This is a genomic window from Mesorhizobium sp. L-8-3, from assembly GCF_016756615.1.
Classification (GTDB): Bacteria; Pseudomonadota; Alphaproteobacteria; order Rhizobiales; family Rhizobiaceae.
The window spans coordinates 2,968,182-2,988,516 of sequence record NZ_AP023262.1; the positions used below are offsets into that span (position 1 = coordinate 2,968,182).

The following is a 20,335-nucleotide window of genomic DNA, read 5'->3' on the forward strand; positions in this document are numbered from 1 at the left end:
ATGGCCGATCCCTTCCTCAGCATACGGCACATCCGCAAATCCTTCGGCAGCGCGACCGTCGTCCAGGACTTCAATCTCGATGTCGGCGCCGGCGAGTTCATCTCGCTGCTCGGGCCGTCCGGCTGCGGCAAGACGACCGTGTTGCGCATGGTGGCCGGCTTCGAGGAGCCGAGCGCCGGCAACATCGTCGTCGGCGGCAAGGACGTCACCAGGCTGAAGCCGAACCAGCGCAATGTCGGCATGGTGTTCCAGGCCTATGCGCTGTTCCCCAACCTCACGGTGGCGCAGAATATCGGCTTCGGGCTGAAGGTCGCCGGCGTGCCCAAGGCCGAGGCCGATGCCCGCGTCGCCGAGATGCTCGGGATCATCAAGCTGCCCGATTTCGGCGGCCGCTACCCCTACCAGCTCTCCGGCGGCCAGCAGCAGCGTGTGGCGCTGGCACGCGCGCTGGCGCCCAAGCCCAAGCTGCTGCTGCTCGACGAGCCGCTGTCGGCGCTCGACGCCAAGGTGCGAGTCGCGCTGCGCGACGAGATCCGCTCGATCCAGAAGGCGCTGGGGATCACCACGATCTTCGTCACGCACGACCAGGAAGAGGCGCTGTCCATCTCCGACCGCATCGTCGTCATGTATGGAGGGAAGGCCGAACAGGTCGGCACGCCGTTCGAGATCTACAACCGGCCGGCGACCCGTTTCGTCGCCAATTTCGTGGGCACGCTCAACGTGCTGGAAGGCACGGTGGCGGATGCTTCGAGCGGCACGGTGCGGCTTGGCGACAGCCAGCTTTCGCTCAAGGGATCGCTGAACGGCGCCAAGACCGGCGACGCGGTCTCGCTGGCGCTGCGCCCCGAAGCCATTGCGCTCGGCCGCCAGCCCGGCCGCGATACCAGCCTCGGCGGAGAGATCGCCGATGTCAGCTTCCTGGGCTCGGTGATCCGCGTGCGTGTCGGCATCGGCCAGAACGCGGTCTCGCTCGACACGTTCAACAATCCCGCCTCGCCGCCGCCCGCCGTCGGCGCCAAGACGGAGATCAGCTTCTCGTCGGGCGACGTCCTGGTCCTGCACTGAGGCTCGCGGCGCGCTGCAGGGCGGTCCGCCGGGGGACGGCGCCACTTTTCATGATGGCCGGCTACCGATCGTCGAACGGCTACACGTCGTCGTGATCGATCATCGGTCTCGCCACCCGGCTGCGGAATCGGTATAGAAAGGCGGGCGCGGGGAAGACGAGAAGTCCAGCAAGGTGACCTTATCGCGGCAAACACGGAAAACGGCCTTCGTGCCTTCGGTATCGCCCGGACGTCGGAAGGATCGGCCGACGGCGCGATGTATCGCTTCTGAAACCCGGAATGCCGATGGCGCGCTGAAGCGGCCGCGCGGAGCCCCGGGCATCGACATGGAAGCCTGTGACCGGCTCCCATCGCCGGCATGAAGCGGTGGGGTGGCGGCTACGGCCGGCCGGGGCGTAGCCTGGTGGTCGGTCGCTGGCATCCCTCGGCCCTCGAATGTCGAAACAACTCTGTAAAGGAACGGATGTGCAGCGCTTGAGAGAGTTTGGTCGCTCGACGCCCCTGATGCCGCGCCTCGCGGCCGTGCTTCTGCTGCTGTGGTTTCCCACCGGCCTGCGCGCCCAGGAAAATCTCCCTGTCGTGACCACCGCCAAGCCGGTTGTCCGCCAGGTTGTCGAAAGCGACAGTTTCGTGGGGCGCTTCGAGGCGGTCGATTCCGTCGACGTCCGGTCCCGCGTCGGCGGCTATCTCGACGAGGTTCATTTTACGGACGGCGCCATGGTGAAGACGGGCGACCTTCTCTTCACCATCGACAAGCGGCCGTATCAGGCCGCGTACGACTCGGCGAAATCGCGGGTGGACGTCGCGACCTCGGTGCTCGAATTCGCCACGTCGCAGCTCGAACGGGCCGACGCGCTCGCCAAGTCGGGCAATCTGGCGATCTCCGTGCTCGACGATCGCCGCCGCGAGCATCTCTCGGCGCTCGCCCAGCTCGAAGGCGCCAAGGCGGACCTGCGCAACGCCAGCCTCAATCTCGACTTCACGGAGATTCGGGCGGCGATCTCCGGGCGCATCGACCGCAGGCTGGTATCGCCGGGAAACCTCGTCCAGGCCGACAGTACCCTTCTCACCACCATCGTGTCGCTCGATCCGATCGACTTCTATTTCGACATCGACGAGCGTTCGGCCTTTGCCTATGCGCGCGACGCGCGCGAGCGCGGCGGATCGCTTCAGGAGGGCGCCGGCGGACTCGACGTCAGCGTCAGGCTGAACGATCGCGACCCGGTTTCGTTCGCCGGCAAGCTGGACTTCTCGGAAAACCGCCTGGATTCGCAGACGGGGACGATGCGCATGCGGGCCCGCCTCGCAAATGCCGACGGCATAATGCAACCTGGAATGTTCGGCAGGATCACCATGCCGGGCTCGCTTCCCTATAAGGGCATCCTCGTTCCCGACGAAGCGATCGGCGCCGACCAGGACCGACGTGTCGTGTATGTGGTGGACGAGACGGGAACGATATCGGCCAAGCCTATCCGTACGGGTCCCATACTCTACGGCTATCGTGTCGTCCGAACCGGCCTGACCGGAGACGAGACGATTGTCGTTGACGGGCTGGTGCGCGTCCGGCCGGGCGTGAAGGTCAAGGCCGAACAGGTGACGCTTCCCGCCGAAGCGGAAGTTGCGGAGCTGCCGCGATGAGATTCGCGCATTTCTTCGTCGACAGGCCGATCTTCGCCTCGGTCCTGTCGATCGTGTTCCTGATCGTCGGCTCGATCGCCTACTCCCAACTGCCTGTGGCGCAATATCCCGAGATCGCGCCGCCGACGATCGTCGTGCGCGCGCAATATCCCGGAGCGGACGCCGATACCGTCGCCGCAACGGTGGCGACGCCGCTGGAGCAGGAGATCAACGGCGTGGAGAACATGCTCTACATGTCCTCCTACTCGACCGGCGACGGCTCGATGTCGCTTACGATTACATTCCGGCTCGGCACCGATCTCGACCAGGCCCAGGTGCTGGTGCAGAACCGCGTGTCGATCGCCCAGCCGAAGCTGCCGGAGGAGGTGCGCCGGCTGGGTGTGACCACCACCAAGAGTTCGCCAGACCTGATGATGGTCGTCCACATGCTGTCGCCCGACGACAGCTATGACCAGCTCTACGTGTCGAACTACGCCCGCTCGAACATCCGCGACATCCTTCTTCGCCTCGACGGGGTCGGCGATCTCCTAATCTTCGGGGAACGTGAATATTCGCTGCGCGTGTGGCTCGATCCCGAGAAGCTCTCCATCTACGGCATGACGGCCGGAGACGTCGTGAACGCCTTGCGCGAACAGAACGTCCAGGTTTCGGGAGGCGCGATCGGAGCGCCGCCCACCAACCAGGGCAACGCTTTCCAGTATACGGTCACGACGCAGGGCCGTTTCAACGAAGCGCGCGATTTCCGCTATGTCATCGTGAAGTCGACCGAGGACGGCCGACTGGTCACGCTGGAGGATGTGGCGCGCATCGAGCTCGGCGCGCGCAGCTACGTCACCAATTCCTACCTGAACGGAAAGCCCGCGGTCGCCCTGGCCATTTTCCAGCGGCCCGGCACCAACGCGCTGGCCGCATCGGCCGAAATCCAGGAAACCATCGCGCGGCTGTCGCGCGATTTTCCACAAGGCATCGGCTACCAGATCATCTACAACCCGACCGAGTTCATCGCCGAATCGATCAACGAGGTCTACAAGACCATCCTCGAGGCGGTGCTGCTGGTCGTCATCGTCATCATCGTCTTCCTGCAGTCCTGGCGCATGGCGATCGTCCCGATCGTCGCTATTCCGGTTTCGCTCATCGGCACGCTGGCGGTCCTGCTGGCCTTCGGCTTCTCCCTCAACATGCTGACCTTGTTCGGCCTCGTGCTGGCGATCGGCATCGTGGTCGACGATGCGATCGTCGTGGTGGAGAATGTCGAGCGCAACATCGCCCTCGGGCTTGACCCCAGGGACGCGGCGCACCGCACCATGGACGAGGTGGGCGGCGCGGTGGTGTCGATTGCCCTGGTGCTCACGGCGGTGTTCGTGCCGACGGCGTTCATTCCCGGCATCAGCGGCCAGTTCTACCTGCAGTTCGCCGTCACCATCGCCGTGTCGACGATCATCTCGGCCTTCAACTCGCTGACGCTCTCGCCGGCGCTCGCGGCGCTGCTGTTCAAGCCGCATGCGGCGTCGCACGAGCCGCCCAGGTTCTTGCTCGCCCGCTTCGGCAATGCGCTGGCGAACGGCTTCAACAGCGGCTTCGATTGGATGGCGGATCGCTATGCCGGCATCGTCCGGGTCATGGTGGGGACGCGGGTCGCGCTCGGCGTCATGCTGGCGGCTTTCGCAGTTCTCCTCTACGCGACCTATCATATGCTGGAGACCGTGCCTCGCGGCTTTATTCCGGCGATGGACCAAGGTTATGCGATCGTGGTCGTCCAGTTGCCCGACGCGGCGTCCCTTTCGCGCACGGACGAGGTCATCCGGACGGCTTCCGAAATCGTGCGCGAAACTCCGGGGGTGGTCAATTCCGTCGCCTTCTCCGGATTCTCCGGCGCGACCTTCACCAACGCCAGCAATGCGGGCGTGATTTTCGCGCCCTTCGATAGTTTTGAGCATCGCCTGGCGCAGGGGCTGTCGCAGGACAAGATCATCGGCAACCTGTTCGGCCGGCTGCAGAGCATCCAGGAGGCCTTCATCATCGCCCTGGCGCCGCCGCCGGTCCGGGGCATCGGCAATTCGGGCGGATTCAAGCTGCAATTGCAGGAGCGCCAGGGCACCGATATTCGCAAGATCCTCGAACTCGCCCACCAGGTCGCCGCGAAGGCCAACCAGACGCCCGGTCTGATGGGGGTGTTCACGACCTTCTCGGCCTCCAGCCCGCAGTTCTTCCTCGACATAGACCGCAACAAGGCGCGCATGCTGAACGTGCCGATACCGAACATCTTCGAGACGCTGTCGGTCAATCTGGGTGCAGCCTATGTCAACGACTTCAACGCCTTCGGCCGCCTCTACCAGGTGCAGGCGCAGGCCGACCAGTCGTTCCGGCTGCAGCGGGAGGACATTCTGAGGCTGAAGGTCCGCTCCGCGACGGGGGCACTGGTGCCGCTCGGAACGCTGGTCGACATTCGCGATGTCACCGGCCCTCAATTGGTGCAGCGCTACAACATGTATGTGTCTGTCCCGGTCCAGGGCAGCGCCGCGCCCGGCGTCTCGACCGGCACGGCGCTCGACCTGATGGAGGGCATCTCCGAGGAGATCCTGCCCGAAGGCACATCCTATGAATGGACCGAACTGGCGTTCCAGGAACGCAGCACGGGCAATACGGCCGTCTTCATCTTCGCCTTGTCGGTGCTCTTCGTCTTCCTGGCGCTCGCGGCGCAGTATGAGAGCTGGGTCCTGCCCTTCGCGATCGTGCTGATCGTGCCGCTGGGCGTGCTTGCCGCGCTCGTCGGCGTCGCGCTGAGAGGGCTGGACAACAATGTGCTCGTCCAGATCGGCCTCATCGTGCTTGTCGGGCTGGCGGCAAAAAACGCTATCCTCATCGTCGAGTTCGCGCGTCAGGCGCAGGAACGTGGCGCCTCGGTTGTCGAGGCGGCGGTCGAAGCATGCCGTCTGCGGCTGCGGCCTATCCTGATGACCGCCTTCGCCTTCATCCTGGGTGTCGTGCCGCTTGTCATCGCCGTCGGTCCCGGCGCCGAGATGCGCCAATCGCTCGGCACGGCCGTCTTCTCGGGCATGCTCGGCGTCACCTTCGTCGGACTGTTCCTCACGCCGGTCTTCTATGTCGTGCTGCGGTCGCTGTTCCCCGTGAGGGTGCCTGCGCCGACGGCGCCGGCCGAGATGCCCGGCCCCGCCGAATAGCGAGTCCCTGCACGACCGGGGCCGGGCATGTTCCCTCCTTGCCAGTCGCCAGCCGACAAGCCACGCTGGGTGAGGGGGCAATCCGGTTGAAGTTCGTCAGCTACAACATCCAGTACGGTTTCGGCGCCGACGGCCGCTACGATCTGGAGCGCATCGCCCGCGCCGTGGCAGATGCAGACGTCATCGCGCTTCAGGAGGTCGAGCGTCACTGGAGGCGCAGCAACGATGACGACCAGCCCGAGATCCTGTCGCGCCTCCTGCCGGACCATCACTTCGTCTACGGGCCGGCCTTCGACATGGATGCCAGCACGCGGGACGCCGACGGTCGGCTGGTCAATCGGCGGCGGCAATTCGGCACCATGCTGTTGTCGCGCCTGCCGATCGTCTGGTCGCGGCTGCATCTACTACCCATGCGGCGCGTGGTGAGCCCGCTGAATACCCAGAACCCGGCGCTCGAATGCATGATCCGGACGCCGTGGGGGCCGCTGCGCGTGTTCTCCCTGCACCTTGCCCATATCGGCGCCGAAGAGCGGCTCGAGCAGATCGACTTTCTCCTGGAGCGCCATCGCCGCGTGCCGTTCGAGGGCGGTCCGTGGAGCGGCACCGACGACGAGCCGCATCGCGACTGGACGAATGGGGAACCAGAGCCCGAAGCGCCGCTCGCGGCAATCTGGATGGGCGATTTCAACAGCGAGCCCGGCAGCGCCGAATACCGGCGCATAACAGGTTCCAATCCATACCATCCGTCGGTCGCCTGTTTCGGCGGTTTCGTCGACGCGACGATGATGGCGGCCGGCGGGGAGGTGTCCCATACCCATGTGAGGCGGCTCGCCGACGACACGCTGCAGGAGCGCCGGCTGGACTATTGTTTCGTGAGCGGGATGCTGGCGCAGCGTGTACGCTCGCTGCGCGTCGATCTCGATGAACCTGCCTCCGATCATTTCCCGGTCTGGGTCGATATCGATCTCGAAACGGCGGACGGGCGGTGACGGAGCGTGTGCCGGAATGAGCGCCGCCGTCTTTGTCGCGGTGCTCGCCGCCGCTCTTATGCATGCGGTCTGGAACGCGCTGATCAAGGTTCGGCTCGACCGTTTCGCCTCGATCCAGCTCATGACTCTCGGGATGGGCGTGGCGGCCCTGCCGGCGCTGCCCTTCGTCGAGATGCCGCACGGCATGGTCTGGGTCTGGATCCTGACGTCGACCGCGCTGCACACCGGCTACCGGCTGTTCCTGATCAAGGCCTATGAGACGGGCGACCTTTCGCTCGCCTATCCTCTGGCGCGGGGCACCGCGCCCCTGCTGACGACGCTCGGTGGCATTCTGCTGGTGAACGAAGTTCCCGGTTCGCTTGCCATGGCCGGCATCCTGTTCCTGTGCGCCGGCACGGCGCTCATGTCCTTTCGCGGCGGCACCGATATCGGCGGGGTCGACCGCCGCGCCGTCGGCTTCGCGCTCGTCACCTCGCTTTTCGTGGCGGGCTATACGTTGACGGACGGTTCCGGCGCGCGGGCCGCGTCGACCGCTTCCTCCTATGCCGTCTGGTTGTTCGTCGTCGACGGGCTGTGGACTCTCGTTCTGTCGCTTTGGCTACGCGGCCGGCCGATCGTCTCGTCCATGCTGCTCGAATGGAAGACAGGCGTCGTCACCGGCGCGCTCGCCGCCGGGGCCTACTGGATCGCCATGTGGGCGATGACGAAGGCGCCGATCGCTTCCGTCGCCGCGTTGCGCGAGACCTCGATTCTCTTCGCCATGTCGATCTCCTTCCTCGCGCTGCGCGAGCGGCTGACGGCATGGCGCATCGCGGCTGCGCTGTTCATCGTCGCCGGGGTGATCGCGTTGCGGTTGGGCTGACATCCGCGAAGATCATCAGTCTTCCGCAACAGCCCGCCTGCCGGCTTGGAAGAAAAACGACCGCTTGTCGTTTTCCGCATCGGTTCTATTCTTGGACCTCTGCCCGAATGGAGGAAGACATGGCCACGAGCGTCAAGGAAATGATGGCAGCGGCAAATGCCGCGGTGCCGAAGGTCTCGCCGCAGGAGGCGCGCGAGATGATATCGAAGCAAGGTGCTCTCGTCGTGGATGTTCGCGACGCGCCGGAACTGCAGGCGAGCGGCAAGGTCAAAGGCGCGCTGCATGTGTCGCGCGGCATGCTGGAATTCCGTGCCGATGCCGACACGCCCTACCACAATGCGGAGTTTCGCAAGGACCGGCCGATCATCCTCTACTGCGCTTCCGGCGGCCGTTCGGCGCTCAGCGGCAAGGTGCTGAAGGACATGGGCTACGAGAAGGTCTACAATCTCGGCGCCTTCAAGGATTGGGCCGAGGGTGGCGGCGAAGTCGACAAGCCGGCCTGACGGGGGCTGCCGATCGGTACACGCCTCAGCGCGGTCCGGCCCGCCGCGCCGGACCGATTTGCATGCTCGCCGGTTCGAGCCGGCCGGCGCTACGGTGTGGATCGAGTGGGACGCGTACGAAACAATTGCCGACCATGGGCAGCGCAACCATCGCCAACTGGCAGTAGCGCCCAGGCAATGGTTCTCCAACAGATGAGATCGAGGACGACACGCCGACCGAAGGCGAGGGATAAATAAAGCAGCCGGCAGATCGGCAATGGATCGTCATGCCAACCGCCGGCCGCTTTTCGTTCGCCCCTGCGAACTACATCTTTTTGAACTTCAGAAGCCCGAGCCTCTCGCGCTCGGCTTCCGGGTAGGCGGCATCCCTTTCAGTGAATCCCACGTCCCGACTGGAAGTCTATCGCGCAGGTGACGGGCGGCTACCTGACCAAAAGGCGTATATGCAAGATGGCAAGCGACGAACTCCCGGGCCTCGGCCCGGGAGCCCGCCATAAGCTACGCATGCCCTTCTCCCGAAACCGGTACCCACTTTCGGGAGACATGCTTCAGCAAATTCTCAAATAGCGCCGCCCGCAATTGCTTCGAGGCGAGTCAGAAAGAACGCCTCAGCTGCTTGTCAGAGCGGACCAATATTGAGGATCGCGACACGCCGGTTGGCGCCGCTGAACGGGTCCTTTTGATCGAAGAGCTGCTCTTCCCCCAGGCCCAATGCAACCAACTGACCCTGTGGGACGCGGAACGTGTTCACCAGCATTTCCACGACCGCCGCGGCGCGTTTCTGGCTCAGTTCGAGATTGTAGGTCCGTGTTCCCTTGGCGTCTGTGTGGCCGACGACGAGGAAGCGGTTGCTCATGAGAAGCGGATGGTGAAGCGCATCGGCTATGCGTCCCACGGTAACCCAGGATTCGGGTCGGATGACGTCGGAGCCCAGATCGAACTGGATTTGAACGATGAAATTCGGAAGATTCTTCAATACGTCCGCAATAGGCGGGGCGCCGGTGGCATTTTCCGTGCCATCCGCCTGGATACGGGCCTGAATATCGCGACGAATTGCTTCCGTATCGACACCGACTTTCTCGGCAGATTTGCCAGTCTGACTTAACTCCTTGATCGCCTGCCCATATGTGATCCCTTCCTGCGCGTATGACTGGCCCGCGACCGCGCCGAGAGCGAGCATCGTTGCAAGGAGTAGCGCTTCTTTACTCTTCATCTTCCGTCCCCTGATCTGCCTTTCACCTGACCGCTGCCCTGCTACTGGATCTTCGCTATCTGATCGAGCCAGCCGGCGGCCTGCAGGGCCTGCTTGCAGGCTGTCGTCAGCCTCCGGAAATTGTCCCGCCGCATCAGGCAGTGCAGTTTCCGGGCCTGCCCTGTCCCTTGGCTTGCGCAGAATTCTTTGACGTCGAAGGCACAAAGCTGCGGCGCGGCCTGCTCGGCGGCAAGGCGGGCTTCCATGTTCGCGACAAATGCCGCCGTGGCGGACTTGCAGGAAGAAGAGGCCTTTGCCTGGAGGCATGAAGCCAGCTTGCCGCTGCCCGGCCTTATGCTCCTGCAGGATTTTTCGACATCGGCGCGGCAAGCCTGCGCCCACAGCCCAACCGAATCCCCGAAGCTCATGGTCTGGGCGGCAGCCGGATGCGTGATGAAAGACGAAGCGGTTAAGCAAAGCGCGAGGCAAATTGTCTTGAATCTCATACCTTCTCTCCATTGAGTAATCCAGGCACATCACAGCTCAGCACAAAAGCCGATTCTGTTGAAGTCCAGATCGCGGCGGCGCGCCGGCGACTTTCTCGAACTGCAATTCCAATCTGCTTTTCTCAAAGAATCTTGCCGTGCCCCTGAAAGTCAGCATAGGCAGATGCCGCGGGCAGATGGACGTAGTTTACGGTAGGTTACGGCGTGGGCGATCCCGCCCAAATCAAGATGCGGCCGAATGAACAGGAAGCTCGCGCATCCGGCGGCGAAGAGCCGGGTTCGAAAACTCTGCTCGTTCAATCTTTCCTGTCCGGCGGCTGTTCGACAGGACCGCTTTTCTCGACCCGGTGCGAAAAGCCTCGTCCGAGATGCGCGGCCTTAGGCCGGGGCGGCTGCCTCGCTGGCCGAGGCTAGCAGCTTCTGAGCGTCTGCGCGTCGATCTGCAACCGCTTGAAACCTTCGAAGCGCCGCCGGTGGATATCGGCGATCTCCCCCTGCGCGGGCCGATAGGTGCGCTCGGCGGAGGAAAGCCTCGCCATGGCGTCGCGCATGTCCGCGAATTTTTCAGCTGCGGCCGCGCCGAGGATCGCCGCTCCCAGCAGCACCGGCTCCGATGCCCTCGGTGCGACGACGGGCTTGCCGCTCGAGTCGGCCAGCAACTGGCGGACAAATTCGTGCTGGCCTGCGCCGCCGCTGATGACGACATTTTCGACCGCGGCACCTGCTTCGGCCTGGGTGTCGATGATCTGGCGCAGGCCGTAGCCAATACCGCAGAGACCGGCGACGTAGAGAGCAACGAGACTGTCGATGTCCCGCTCCATGCCGAGGCCGACGATCACGGCCCGCGCATGCGGATCGGCGTGCGGTGCGCGATTGCCGAGGAATTCCGGGACGACGTGAAGACCGGTCGCCAGCTTCACCGCTTCGCTCGGTGTGCTGCATTTCGCCGCCGCGAGATCGGCGAGCAGGACGGGCAGCGCGGCGCCCTTGCGTTGCGAGAGCTCGGCGGCTTCCGCAGCCGCAGGGTGGAAACGCAGAAGCTGGTCGATCGCCGCGCCCGCCGCGCTCTGGCCGCCCTCGTTCAGCCACATGCCGGGCACCATCGCCGAATAGTAGGGACCCCAGACGCCGGGGACGAAGACCGGCCCGGCGGTGCTGGTCATGGTGCAGGAAGACGTGCCGAACACATAGGCAAGATTGGCCTGCGGCGCACCGCCGATCCCCACCGTACCGATGCCGCCGGCGTGAGCGTCGATCATACCGGCGGCGACCGCGGTCCCCGTGGGTAGTCCGAGCTCTTTCGCGGCGCGCTCGGTCAAGCCGCTGGCCAGGGCCGTACCGGGGTCGACGATCTCCTGACCGATGCGGACAAAACTTTCGTCGGCCAGTTCCTCGAGCCCGATGGTGCGGAAGTAATTCGGGTCCCAGCGGCGCTCATGCGCGAGATAGGTCCATTTGCAGGTGACCGTGCAGGTCGACCGCGCGAGGCTTCCCGTCGCACGCCAGGTCAGGAAATCGGCGAGGTCGAAGAACTGCCAGGCGGCCGCGAACACTTCGGGACGGTTTTCCTTCAGCCACAACAGCTTCGGTGTCTCCATCTCGGGCGAGATACGGCCGCCGACATATTTCAGCACCTCATGGCCCGTGGCATTGATGCGCTCGGCCTGGCCGGTGGCGCGATGGTCCATCCAGACGATGATATCGCGGTCGGCGTCTTGGGAGGGGCCGACGGGAAGGGATTTGCCGCCCGGGCCCAGCACCACCAGCGAGCATGTGGCATCGAAGCCGATGCCGGCGACGGTGTCCGGGGCAATGCCGGCATTTTCGACGGCCTCGCGAACGGAGGCGCAGACAGCCTCCCAGATCTCCCCGCTGGATTGCTCGACCAGATTTCCATGTTCGCGCCACAGGGTGATGTCGCGCCTGGCCGAGGCGAGCATCCGGCCGTCGCGGTCGAAGACACCGGCGCGAGCGCTGCCGGTGCCGACATCGACGCCGATCAGGTGGATGCCAGGCTGCTTCATGCTACTCACCCTGTTCAGATAGATGCCGGCCGGCTGTCCCGTCTCCGAATGAAATCGAGCTTCAGAGGCGAGGGGATACGAACAACGCGCTTAAAAGGGACGGGCGGCGTCGATTTCGGGAGGTCTCCTACAGGTCGACGCTGTTCGGCAGGATGACCAGATCCCGGATCGTCACATTGCGCGGCCGCGTCAGCATGAAGAGCACGGCATCCGCGACCTCCTTCGGCTGCATCAGGCTGCCATTCGCCAGGGCCTCGTCCATCTTGGCCTTGGGCCAGTCGTCGAGCAGCGCCGTCACCACCGGGCCCGGAAGAACGGCGCCGACGCGGACGCCATGCTGGGCGACCTGGCGCCGCACCGTATGCACGAAGGCCTGCACCGCAAATTTCGATGCGGTGTAGATCGGCTCCCAGATGACCGGGACTACGCCGGCGATCGAGCTTGTGAACAGGACGTCGCCGGATTTCTGCGCGATCATATGCGGCAGGACCGCATGGACCGAGCGGAAAGCCGCGTTGATGTTGAGGTTGAGCATCCGGTCCCAGGCATCGGGGTCGCCCTCGGCGACCGGTCCGCCGATATAGGCGCCGGCATTGGCGTGGAAGATGTCGAGCCCTCCGGCCAGTTCGAGGATCCGCGGCAGGATGCCCGAAAGCTGCTTGCCGTCGAGCAGATCGACGACAAGCGGATAAGCATTCGGCCCCATTTCGGCGCAGAGCGCCTTCAACCGGTCCTCTGCCCGGTCTATCAGCACCACCCTGGCGCCTTCGCCCAGCAATGTGCGCGCGCATTCCAGCCCGATGCCGGAGGCCGCACCGGTGATGGCGGCCACCTTGCCTTGTAGTTGCTGAGCCATGGTCCGGTCTCCTTTCCTAGAGCATTTCCGCTTTTCTGCAAATCGCGGAAATTCTCTAACTCTTTGTTTTTACGCAATTCCGGACGCAAAACCGCTGCACACTTTTGCTGGAATTGCTCTGTTATCAGGCGCGGCCGTGGCTGACGCGAGAACGCCGGGCCAGCGAGTCGACGATGACCGCGATGGCGAGGACCCCGCCAGTGATCATGTAGCGAAGCGAGGAGGGCAGGTTGAGCAGCGTCAGCCCGTTGGAGATCGCCTGGATGACGATGATGCCGAGAAGCGCGGAATAGGCGCTGCCGCGGCCACCGAAGAGGCTGGTGCCGCCGATGACGGCCGCGGCGATGGCGTTGAGGTTCACGTCGCCGGTGCCGGCCTGCTGGCTCGAAGAGGCGAGCCGCGCCGCCGAGAGCACGCCGCCGAGGGCGGCAAGGGTCGAGCAGAGCACGAAGGCGGACATGTAGATCCGCCGCACATTGATGCCGGACCGGCGCGCCGCCTCGCGGTTGCCTCCGACGGCAAACATCGAGCGGCCCCATTTGGTGCGCGTGAGGGCGTAGTTCAGAACGACGGCCAGCAAGACGAACAGGCCGAACATCCAGGGCACGCCGCGGCCGAGATTGAGATAGTAGACCGCGAATTCCAGCGCCGCCGTCAGCAGGGCCGCCTTGACAATGAGGTTGGCAAGCGGTTGGGCGGAAAGTTTCGCTTCGCGTCGCCGGTTCATGGTGGCCAGGCCGGTGACGACAAGCACCAGGCCGGGAACCAGCGCCAGCAGATGCGACAGCCAGGCCGGCATGATCAGGATCTGGCCGAACCTGACGAGCGGCGACGCATAGGGAAGATTGATGGAGCCCGTCGGTCCCAGGATGTAGAGCTGCATTCCCAGTATCGCCAGAAGGCCGGCCAGCGACGCGATGAAGCTCGGCATCCCGAGGCGATTGTAAAGGAACGCATAGAGGGCGCCCACCGCCATGCCGGCCACGATGGCGACGGCGATCGCTCCGGCGACGGGCCAGCCGGAATTCACCCAGAGCACGCCCACCAGCGCCGAGGCGAAGCCGCTCATCGAGCCGACGGATAGGTCGATCTCGCCCAGCATCAGGACGCAGACGATGCCCAGCGAGATCACGCCGACAGTGGCGCAGTCGAAGAGCAGGTTGACCAGGTTGTTGGGAGCCAGAAACACCGGGTTCAGGCTGGAGAACACGGCTGAGATCACGATCAGCCCGACGACGACAGGCAGCATGCCGAGATCGCCCGAGCGCACCCGGTCGATGAAGCCGTTCAGCGCGCCCGTCAGCCCTTCGTCGTGGCGCACGCGCGTGTCGCCGCGGTCGAGCGCGGGAGCTTCCTGCTGCTTGACATCCTGGTTCATAGGCTCTGCTCCTGGGAGTGGGCCTCGGAGGCCTTCCGGTCCTGGCGGCGGGAGACGGCATTCTCGGTCGCACCGGTGATCGCGGCGACCAGTTCCTGGTTCGTGGCTTCGGGCGTGAACACGCCGTTGTTGCGGCCGAGCCGCAGCACCACGATGCGATCGGCGACGGCGCGTACGTCCTCCATGTTGTGGCTGATGATGATGACGCCGATGCCGCGATCGCGAACGCGCTCTATGAGGTTCAGAACTTCGGCGGTCTGCGCGACGCCGAGCGCGGCGGTCGGCTCGTCGAGCATGATGACCTTGGGGTTCAGCAGCAGCGAACGCGCGATGGCGACGGTCTGGCGTTGTCCGCCCGAAAGCGAAGCGATCGGCTCGCGCACCGAAGGAATGCGGGCGGCCAGTTCCCTCAGCAGGGTCCAGGCGCGGACTTCCATCTCGACCTCGTCCAGCCGCAGCGGCGAAAGCTCGTGGCCAAGGAAGAGATTGGCCACGACATCGAGATTCTCGCAGAGAGCGAGGTCCTGGAACACCGTGGCGATGCCCATATCAAGCGCGGCCCCGGGATCGGCCAGCGCGACCTCCCGGCCGTTGAATTCGATCGTGCCCGACGTCGGCTGGTGCACGCCGGCGAGGATCTTGATCAGCGTCGACTTGCCCGCGCCGTTGTCGCCGACGAGCGCCACGACTTCTCCGGCATGGACATCGAGCTCGATGTCGGTCAGGGCGGAAACGGCGCCGAATTTCTTGGTGATGTTGCGCAGGCTGAGGATGCGTTCACCCCGCTGCGGGGTCACTCGGGTGTCGGTGGTCATGCCCGTTACGCCTGTGGCCGGAGGGGACAGATGCCCGGCCGGCAGGGCCGGCCGGGCAAGCGAGCGGCTGTGTTCTACTGGGTGATGCCGAGCTTCTTGCAGCCTTCGGCATATTCTCCCGTGCAGATTTCTTCGGGCTTCTGGATGCCCTTGTCAAAGATTTCGGCCTTGATGTTCTCGACAGTGACGACGGCGGGAACGAAGAGTTCGGACGGCGTATCGTAGAGCGTCGTCTTCGCCTCGGGTGTCTCGCCTTTGAGGAACTTCACGGCGACGTTGGCGGCGGCTGCCGCGACGATCTCGGAAGGCTTCGAGATCGTGTTGTACTGGTCGCCCGAGATGATCAGCTGGAGCGCGGCGATCGTGGCGTCGTTTCCGGTTACCGGCGGCAGCGGGTTCACGCCCGCCGCCTTGAAGGCTGCGATAGCGCCGCCGGCGGTGCCGTCATTGGCCGCGACCACGCCCTTGATGTCGGCGCCGAAGCGGGTGATCTGCCCCGCAGCCCATTGCTGGGCTTTCGGCGGCGCCCATTCCGGCGTGTCGAATTCCGCAAGCGTCTTGTAGCCGGAGTTCTCCAGCCCGGCATGGATGCCGTCACGGATCAGCCCGGCCGCGGCATCGGTCGGCGACCCATTGATCTGGAGAACGCCCGATCCCTCGGCCACGCCGCTCGCCTTCATGTGCTTGACGAGCGATTCCGCAATCGCCTGGCCGATGCCCTTGTTGTCGAAGGAGACGTAATAGTCCGCCGGCGTATCCGGGATCGGGCGGTCATAGGCGATGATCTTCACCCCTTGCGACTGGGCGAGCGTGACGAGGCCGGCAGCTGCCGCGGAGTCGACCGGGTCCAGCACGACCACCTTGGCGCCCTGGGCGATGACCGAATTGAACTGCTGCTGTTGCAGCGCGACATCGGCGTTGGCGTTCTGGTAGATCACGGTGCAATTCGGGCAGAGCTTTTCCATCTCGGCCTTGAAGCCGGGGAAGTCGTGCTGCTCGTAGCGGGTCGATGCCTGATCGGGCATCAGGAACGCGACGGTGGCGTCTTCCTGGGCCGACGCTGCGCCGGCAAACCCGACGACCAGTGCCGCCGATGCCAACAAAAGATTGCGGTAGTTCATTCTCTCCTCCTTGGTGAAAGCGGAAAAGCAAGACATGATGACGTCACCGGATCGATGACTTCGACGATCGTCGACTTCAGTCGGCGTCTGTTTGAACGGCGTGGCAACATCTGCCCGGTGCCCTGGGCGCAGCCTGCTCCACGTGTTTGAAGTTCCTCCCTATGCCAGCGTCGACTGGCGACCTTCATCGATTGAGCATCGATGCTCAATCGATGAAGCAGTGTTGCCATCAATTGGCGATGGTGTCAAGTTGCGGCAAAGGGAGTGCGATTTGTGACCGACGTCCGTCAGCCGAAGAGACCGACCATCTATGATCTGGCGGAACTGGCCGGCACCTCTGCGAGCGCTGTCAGCTCCGTGCTGAACGGGAACTGGAGGAAGCGCAGGATCAGCAGCCAGCTCGCCGAAAAGATCACGCGATTGGCCGAGGAGCAGGGCTATGCGCTGAACATGCAGGCGAGCCTGCTGCGCCGCGAGAAATCGCACATGATCGGCATGATCGTCCCCAAATACGACAATCGCTATTTCGGATCGATCGTGGAGCTGTTCGAGGACATGGCTCGCACCAGGGGGCTGTTCCCGATCATCACCTGCACGCGCCGCGACCCGGAACTGGAAGTGGAAGCCGCGCGAGCGATGCTTTCCTATCAGGTCGAATGTATCATCGCGACCGGCGCGACCGATCCCGACAGGATCACCGAGATCTGCTCGGCGGCCGGCGTGCGCAGCATCAATCTGGATCTTCCGGGATCGCGCGCGCCGTCGGTCATATCGGACAATTTCGGCGGCGCGCGCGAACTGACCAGGCGAACCCTGCGGAATTGCGAACGAAGCTTCGGGCGGATGGAGCCGCTGATCTTCGTCGGCGGCCGCGGCACCGACCATAACACCTCGGAGCGCGTGAGAGGGTTCCGGACCGCGCATGAGGAAATGGGGGTGGACGTCGACGACAGCCATATCCTTACCTGCGGCTACGCGGCCGCAAAGGCCGAGCGTGCCTTGATCAATCTCGTCGAGGGCGGCGCGGCCTTGCCCCGGGGCATGTTCGTGAACTCGACGATCTCGCTGGAAGGCGTGCTGCGCTGGATCCGGGAGCGCAGGATCGATGGCCCTTTCGAGCCGGTGCTGGGATGCTTCGACTGGGACCCGGTCGTGCAACTGCTCGACGACAAGATCGAGATGGTGCGCCAGGACGTGCCGACCATGCTCCAGGCGATCTTCGAGATCATCGAATCCGGATCGACCAAGGAAGGTGTGGTCCAGGTGCCGACCTTGTTCTTCGGCGCGCAGGGCGGTGCGCAGCAGGTGTGATCTGCGGAGGGCGGAAGGCGAGCGTCGGGACGCATCAAGAGTCGATTTTGACACCCGGAGGCGCGGTCGTCGCCCAAATGCTTTGGTCTTTCCGGGAACGAATGGTGGGCGTGACAGGGATTGAACCTGTGACCCCTACGATGTCAACGTAGTGCTCTCCCGCTGAGCTACACGCCCATTCGCGATGGCGCATACACCACTTTTGATCGGACACGTCAATAGTGGTTGATCGTCAAATGCACAGGCTGCGACAGCCTGTGCACGATCCACCTTGGCGGCGCTCAGGCCGCCTTCAGCATTTTCTCGACCTCGTTGACGAGATCGCGCAGGTGGAACGGCTTCGACAGCACCTTGGCATCCTTCGGCGCCTTCGAATCGGGATTGAGCGCGACCGCCGCGAAGCCGGTGATGAACATGACCTTCAGGTCCGGGTCGATCTCGGTTGCCCGGCGGGCGAGTTCGATGCCGTCCATCTCGGGCATCACGATGTCGGTCAGGAGCAGCGAGAACGGCTCCTCGCGAAGCCGCTCGTAAGCACTCGCCCCATTGTCGAAGTCGCTGACGTCGTAGCCGGCGCGCTCCAACGCCTTCACCAGGAAACGGCGCATGTCGTCATCGTCTTCCGCCAGAAGAATTCGTGCCATAGGGTCCCGTCCGACTCATTCTCGAGCCTGCTGCCCGGCAGGCCCGTTAACCATCAGCCATATGAATAGGCGACGGTAAAGATCAAGTGAATGGCGAAGGTGTGGCGGGCGGCCGGACATGCCGAAACGGCAGGTCCCGCGCACTGGACAGGAGCCTGTGCCGGTGGCAGGTTCGCTTCATGTCCGACACCATTTCCCGGCGTATCCGCCGATGACCAGCGTTGCCGACGACTTCTCCGTGATCCGTCCTTTCGAGATCAGGGCAAGCGCTGAACAGCGTGTCCCCTTCGTCTTCAACTCGCCCCATAGCGGCCGGCACTATCCCGACCGCTTCCTTGCCATGACGCGGCTCGACCGCAATCAGATCCGCCGCTCGGAAGACTCCTTCGTCGATCAGCTCTTCGCGGGCGCCGTGGCCCTGGGCGCGCCCATGCTGGTCGCCAATTTCCCGCGCGCCTATCTCGACGCGAACCGCGAGCCCTGGGAACTCGACCCCCGCATGTTCACCGAGCCGGTGCCGTCCTTCGTCAACATCCGCTCGGCGCGTGTGGCAGGTGGCCTCGGCACGGTGCCGAAGCTGGTCGGGGAGGGGCTCGACATCTATCCCGGAAGGTTGCCGCTGGCCGAGGCGGTCGACCGCATCGAGATCGTCTACAAGCCCTATCACGAGTGCCTGAAGCTGCTGATCTCCCATACCCATGCGCGCTTCGGTTCGGCCGTGCTGATCGACTGCCATTCCATGCCGGCGAGCATCCGCGTCGGTGATACGGGCGTCCGGCCGGATTTCATCGTCGGCGATCGTTTCGGCGCCTCGGCGCCGCCGGCACTGACGGAGCACGCGATAAGCCTTCTTACCGCGATGGGCTACACGGTCGCGTACAACAAGCCCTATGCGGGCGGCTTCATCACCGAACATTACGGCCGTCCGGCGCGCGGCCTGCACGCGCTGCAGATCGAGGTCAATCGCGGTCTCTACATGAACGAGCGGACCTTCGAGAAGGGCGTCGGCTTCGACGCGCTGGCCGACGACCTCACCCGCTTCGTCGCCGATCTGATGGCGTTGCCGGAGCACCATATCGATGTGCCGCCGCTCGCTGCCGAGTGACAGGGGCCGAGTGACAGGGGCCGAGTGACAGGGGCCGAGTGACTGGGCGATCCGTGGCCGGCCGGTGTCCGGCTGCCGCTCGGACTCAAAAAAAGACCGCGCCGAGGCGCGGTCGAAGTCTAGGGAGGAAACGCCCAAGGAGGGCATGGACAGGAGAACCTGTCCGATAAGCAGCGTATGGTGCGGCGCACAAATGTCAAGCCGACTTCAGGCTTTTTTAATTCACTGTGATGTGGCAAATGCGCTGTGATCCGCCTGAGTTGCATTTGTGCAACAATTTGGGCTGCTCAAAAAATGATCAGGATGCGGGCATGCTAATCGAAACCGAATTCATGAGGCGCATTGCCGCCGCCGCCGCGGCCGAGACGCTGCCGCGTTTCCGCCAGCAGGGGACGGTCACGAACAAGCTCGCCTCCGGCTTCGACCCGGTGACGGAGGCCGACCGTGAGGCCGAAAGGGCGATCAGGGCCCTGATTCGCCACGAATATCCCGACCACGGCATATTGGGCGAAGAGCATGGCGGCGAGAACATGGGGGCGAACCATGTCTGGGTGATCGATCCGATCGACGGTACCCGCGCCTTCATCTCCGGCCTGCCGGTGTGGGGAACGCTGGTGGGGCTTACATCGGGCGGCGATGCCGTGGCGGGCCTGATGTCGCAGCCCTTCACCGGGGAACTCTATTTCGCCGATGCCAGAGGCGCCTTCTACGAGGGGCCTGGCGGGGATCGCGTGCTCGCCACCCGCAAGACAACGACGCTCTCGGACGCCACGCTCACCACGACGACGCCTGCCCTGTTCAAGGGCGAGGGGCGCCAGCGCTACGACCGGCTGGAGCAGGCGGTGCGGCTCGCCCGCTACGGGATCGATTGCTACGCCTTCGCCATGGTCGCCGGCGGCAGCGTCGACATCGCGGTCGATGCCGGCCTGCAGCCTTACGACATCGTGGCGCTGATCCCCATCATCGAAAAAGCCGGCGGCGTCATCACCACTTTCGACGGCGGGCCGGCGGAAAAGGGCGGCGACATCCTGGCGGCGGCGACGCCTGAACTGCATGCGGCGGCGATGGAGTATTTGAGGCGGTGAAATAGTGAATGGTGAATGGTGAATGGTGAATGGTGAATGGTATAAACGATGGTCCTTGTG

At 64.3% G+C, this 20,335-nt stretch carries 18 protein-coding genes and 1 tRNA gene; 10 read left to right on the plus strand and 9 right to left on the minus strand.

The annotated features are described in order from the left end of the window. The 6 genes from JN302_RS13935 (at position 1) to JN302_RS13960 (ending at position 8,238) form a co-directional block, all read left to right on the plus strand. Positions 1–1,065 carry an ABC transporter ATP-binding protein gene (locus JN302_RS13935; RefSeq protein ID WP_202312906.1) on the plus strand — a complete coding sequence of 355 codons (1,065 nt, stop codon included), beginning with the start codon at positions 1–3 and terminating at the stop codon, positions 1,063–1,065. A gap of 503 nt (positions 1,066–1,568) precedes the next feature. Further along, the gene (locus JN302_RS13940) at positions 1,569–2,702 is read left to right on the plus strand and encodes an efflux RND transporter periplasmic adaptor subunit (RefSeq protein ID WP_202314752.1); all 1,134 of its coding nucleotides are present in this window, start codon (positions 1,569–1,571) and stop codon (positions 2,700–2,702) included. Further along, positions 2,699–5,884 carry an efflux RND transporter permease subunit gene (locus tag JN302_RS13945; RefSeq protein WP_202333285.1) on the plus strand — a complete coding sequence of 1,062 codons (3,186 nt, stop codon included), beginning with the start codon at positions 2,699–2,701 and terminating at the stop codon, positions 5,882–5,884. Before JN302_RS13940 ends, JN302_RS13945 begins: the two co-directional genes overlap by 4 nt. Positions 5,885–5,970: 86 nt before the next feature. After that, positions 5,971–6,873, plus strand: a complete 903-nt coding sequence (locus JN302_RS13950; RefSeq protein WP_202333286.1) for an endonuclease/exonuclease/phosphatase family protein — start codon at positions 5,971–5,973, stop codon at positions 6,871–6,873. A 16-nt stretch (positions 6,874–6,889) separates the two neighbouring features. Next, positions 6,890–7,735 carry an EamA family transporter gene (locus JN302_RS13955; RefSeq protein ID WP_202312909.1) on the plus strand — a complete coding sequence of 282 codons (846 nt, stop codon included), beginning with the start codon at positions 6,890–6,892 and terminating at the stop codon, positions 7,733–7,735. A 119-nt stretch (positions 7,736–7,854) separates the two neighbouring features. Beyond that, complete coding sequence (locus JN302_RS13960; protein ID WP_202312910.1) at positions 7,855–8,238, plus strand: rhodanese-like domain-containing protein; 384 nt, start codon at positions 7,855–7,857, stop codon at positions 8,236–8,238. A 619-nt stretch (positions 8,239–8,857) separates the two neighbouring features. Here the strand turns inward: JN302_RS13960 and JN302_RS13965 are convergent. Together JN302_RS13965 and JN302_RS13970 are read right to left on the minus strand one after the other, a co-directional pair. Next, positions 8,858–9,451, minus strand: coding sequence for an OmpA family protein (locus tag JN302_RS13965; protein WP_202333287.1), 594 nt, complete (start codon positions 9,449–9,451; stop codon positions 8,858–8,860). A gap of 41 nt (positions 9,452–9,492) precedes the next feature. After that, positions 9,493–9,786: a hypothetical protein gene (locus tag JN302_RS13970; protein WP_446720755.1), complete on the minus strand. Its 294-nt coding sequence runs from the start codon at positions 9,784–9,786 to the stop codon at positions 9,493–9,495. Between JN302_RS13970 and JN302_RS13975 the strand changes: the two genes are divergently transcribed. Beyond that, positions 9,695–9,952 (plus strand): hypothetical protein, encoded by a 258-nt coding sequence (locus JN302_RS13975; RefSeq protein WP_202333289.1) that lies wholly within the window; start codon positions 9,695–9,697, stop codon positions 9,950–9,952. The genes JN302_RS13970 and JN302_RS13975 overlap by 92 nt on opposite strands. Before the next feature lie 394 nt (positions 9,953–10,346). Here JN302_RS13975 and JN302_RS13980 read toward each other — a convergent pair whose 3' ends face one another. The 5 genes from JN302_RS13980 to JN302_RS14000 form a co-directional block, all read right to left on the minus strand. Further along, positions 10,347–11,960 carry an FGGY-family carbohydrate kinase gene (locus JN302_RS13980; protein WP_202333290.1) on the minus strand — a complete coding sequence of 538 codons (1,614 nt, stop codon included), beginning with the start codon at positions 11,958–11,960 and terminating at the stop codon, positions 10,347–10,349. A 127-nt stretch (positions 11,961–12,087) separates the two neighbouring features. Continuing rightward, complete coding sequence (locus JN302_RS13985; protein WP_202333291.1) at positions 12,088–12,816, minus strand: SDR family oxidoreductase; 729 nt, start codon at positions 12,814–12,816, stop codon at positions 12,088–12,090. A gap of 124 nt (positions 12,817–12,940) precedes the next feature. Next, on the minus strand, positions 12,941–14,194 hold the full coding sequence (locus JN302_RS13990) for a sugar ABC transporter permease (protein ID WP_202333292.1): 1,254 nt from the start codon (positions 14,192–14,194) through the stop codon (positions 12,941–12,943). Further along, positions 14,191–15,009 (minus strand): ATP-binding cassette domain-containing protein, encoded by an 819-nt coding sequence (locus JN302_RS13995; RefSeq protein WP_202333293.1) that lies wholly within the window; start codon positions 15,007–15,009, stop codon positions 14,191–14,193. The genes JN302_RS13990 and JN302_RS13995 overlap by 4 nt, the downstream gene beginning before the upstream one ends. Positions 15,010–15,083: 74 nt before the next feature. Then, positions 15,084–16,130 carry an ABC transporter substrate-binding protein gene (locus tag JN302_RS14000; protein WP_202333294.1) on the minus strand — a complete coding sequence of 349 codons (1,047 nt, stop codon included), beginning with the start codon at positions 16,128–16,130 and terminating at the stop codon, positions 15,084–15,086. Positions 16,131–16,403: 273 nt separating this feature from the next. Between JN302_RS14000 and JN302_RS14005 the strand changes: the two genes are divergently transcribed. Next, complete coding sequence (locus JN302_RS14005; RefSeq protein ID WP_202333295.1) at positions 16,404–17,441, plus strand: substrate-binding domain-containing protein; 1,038 nt, start codon at positions 16,404–16,406, stop codon at positions 17,439–17,441. Between the two features lie 102 nt (positions 17,442–17,543). On the opposite strand, the gene JN302_RS14010 is transcribed toward JN302_RS14005, so the two are convergent. Both JN302_RS14010 and cpdR read right to left on the minus strand, forming a co-directional pair. Next, a tRNA-Val gene (locus JN302_RS14010) sits at positions 17,544–17,618 on the minus strand. Positions 17,619–17,722: 104 nt separating this feature from the next. Next, a complete protein-coding gene (gene cpdR, locus JN302_RS14015; protein ID WP_202312920.1) occupies positions 17,723–18,085 on the minus strand; it encodes a cell cycle two-component system response regulator CpdR in 363 nt (120 codons plus the stop codon). 211 nt (positions 18,086–18,296) lie between these two features. Between cpdR and JN302_RS14020 the strand changes: the two genes are divergently transcribed. Together JN302_RS14020 and hisN are read left to right on the plus strand one after the other, a co-directional pair. Continuing rightward, the gene (locus JN302_RS14020; protein WP_202312921.1) at positions 18,297–19,190 is read left to right on the plus strand and encodes an N-formylglutamate amidohydrolase; all 894 of its coding nucleotides are present in this window, start codon (positions 18,297–18,299) and stop codon (positions 19,188–19,190) included. 311 nt (positions 19,191–19,501) lie between these two features. Beyond that, positions 19,502–20,275 (plus strand): histidinol-phosphatase, encoded by a 774-nt coding sequence (gene hisN, locus JN302_RS14025; RefSeq protein ID WP_202312922.1) that lies wholly within the window; start codon positions 19,502–19,504, stop codon positions 20,273–20,275. The last annotated feature ends 60 nt before the right edge of the window (positions 20,276–20,335 follow it).

Bases quoted from the DNA above. Each gene is read 5' to 3' on its own strand.
- JN302_RS13985 (WP_202333291.1), bottom strand. From the start codon at position 12,816: ATGGCTCAGCAACTACAAGGCAAGGTGGCCGCCATCACCGGTGCGGCC.
- JN302_RS13980 (WP_202333290.1), bottom strand. From the start codon at position 11,960: ATGAAGCAGCCTGGCATCCACCTGATCGGCGTCGATGTCGGCACCGGC.
- JN302_RS13995 (WP_202333293.1), bottom strand. From the start codon at position 15,009: ATGACCACCGACACCCGAGTGACCCCGCAGCGGGGTGAACGCATCCTC.
- hisN (WP_202312922.1), top strand. From the start codon at position 19,502: ATGCTAATCGAAACCGAATTCATGAGGCGCATTGCCGCCGCCGCCGCG.
- JN302_RS13990 (WP_202333292.1), bottom strand. From the start codon at position 14,194: ATGAACCAGGATGTCAAGCAGCAGGAAGCTCCCGCGCTCGACCGCGGC.
- JN302_RS14000 (WP_202333294.1), bottom strand. From the start codon at position 16,130: ATGAACTACCGCAATCTTTTGTTGGCATCGGCGGCACTGGTCGTCGGG.
- JN302_RS13975 (WP_202333289.1), top strand. From the start codon at position 9,695: ATGTTCGCGACAAATGCCGCCGTGGCGGACTTGCAGGAAGAAGAGGCC.
- JN302_RS13945 (WP_202333285.1), top strand. From the start codon at position 2,699: ATGAGATTCGCGCATTTCTTCGTCGACAGGCCGATCTTCGCCTCGGTC.
- JN302_RS13935 (WP_202312906.1), top strand. From the start codon at position 1: ATGGCCGATCCCTTCCTCAGCATACGGCACATCCGCAAATCCTTCGGC.
- JN302_RS13955 (WP_202312909.1), top strand. From the start codon at position 6,890: ATGAGCGCCGCCGTCTTTGTCGCGGTGCTCGCCGCCGCTCTTATGCAT.
- cpdR (WP_202312920.1), bottom strand. From the start codon at position 18,085: ATGGCACGAATTCTTCTGGCGGAAGACGATGACGACATGCGCCGTTTC.
- JN302_RS14020 (WP_202312921.1), top strand. From the start codon at position 18,297: ATGACCAGCGTTGCCGACGACTTCTCCGTGATCCGTCCTTTCGAGATC.
- JN302_RS13965 (WP_202333287.1), bottom strand. From the start codon at position 9,451: ATGAAGAGTAAAGAAGCGCTACTCCTTGCAACGATGCTCGCTCTCGGC.
- JN302_RS13960 (WP_202312910.1), top strand. From the start codon at position 7,855: ATGGCCACGAGCGTCAAGGAAATGATGGCAGCGGCAAATGCCGCGGTG.
- JN302_RS13940 (WP_202314752.1), top strand. From the start codon at position 1,569: ATGCCGCGCCTCGCGGCCGTGCTTCTGCTGCTGTGGTTTCCCACCGGC.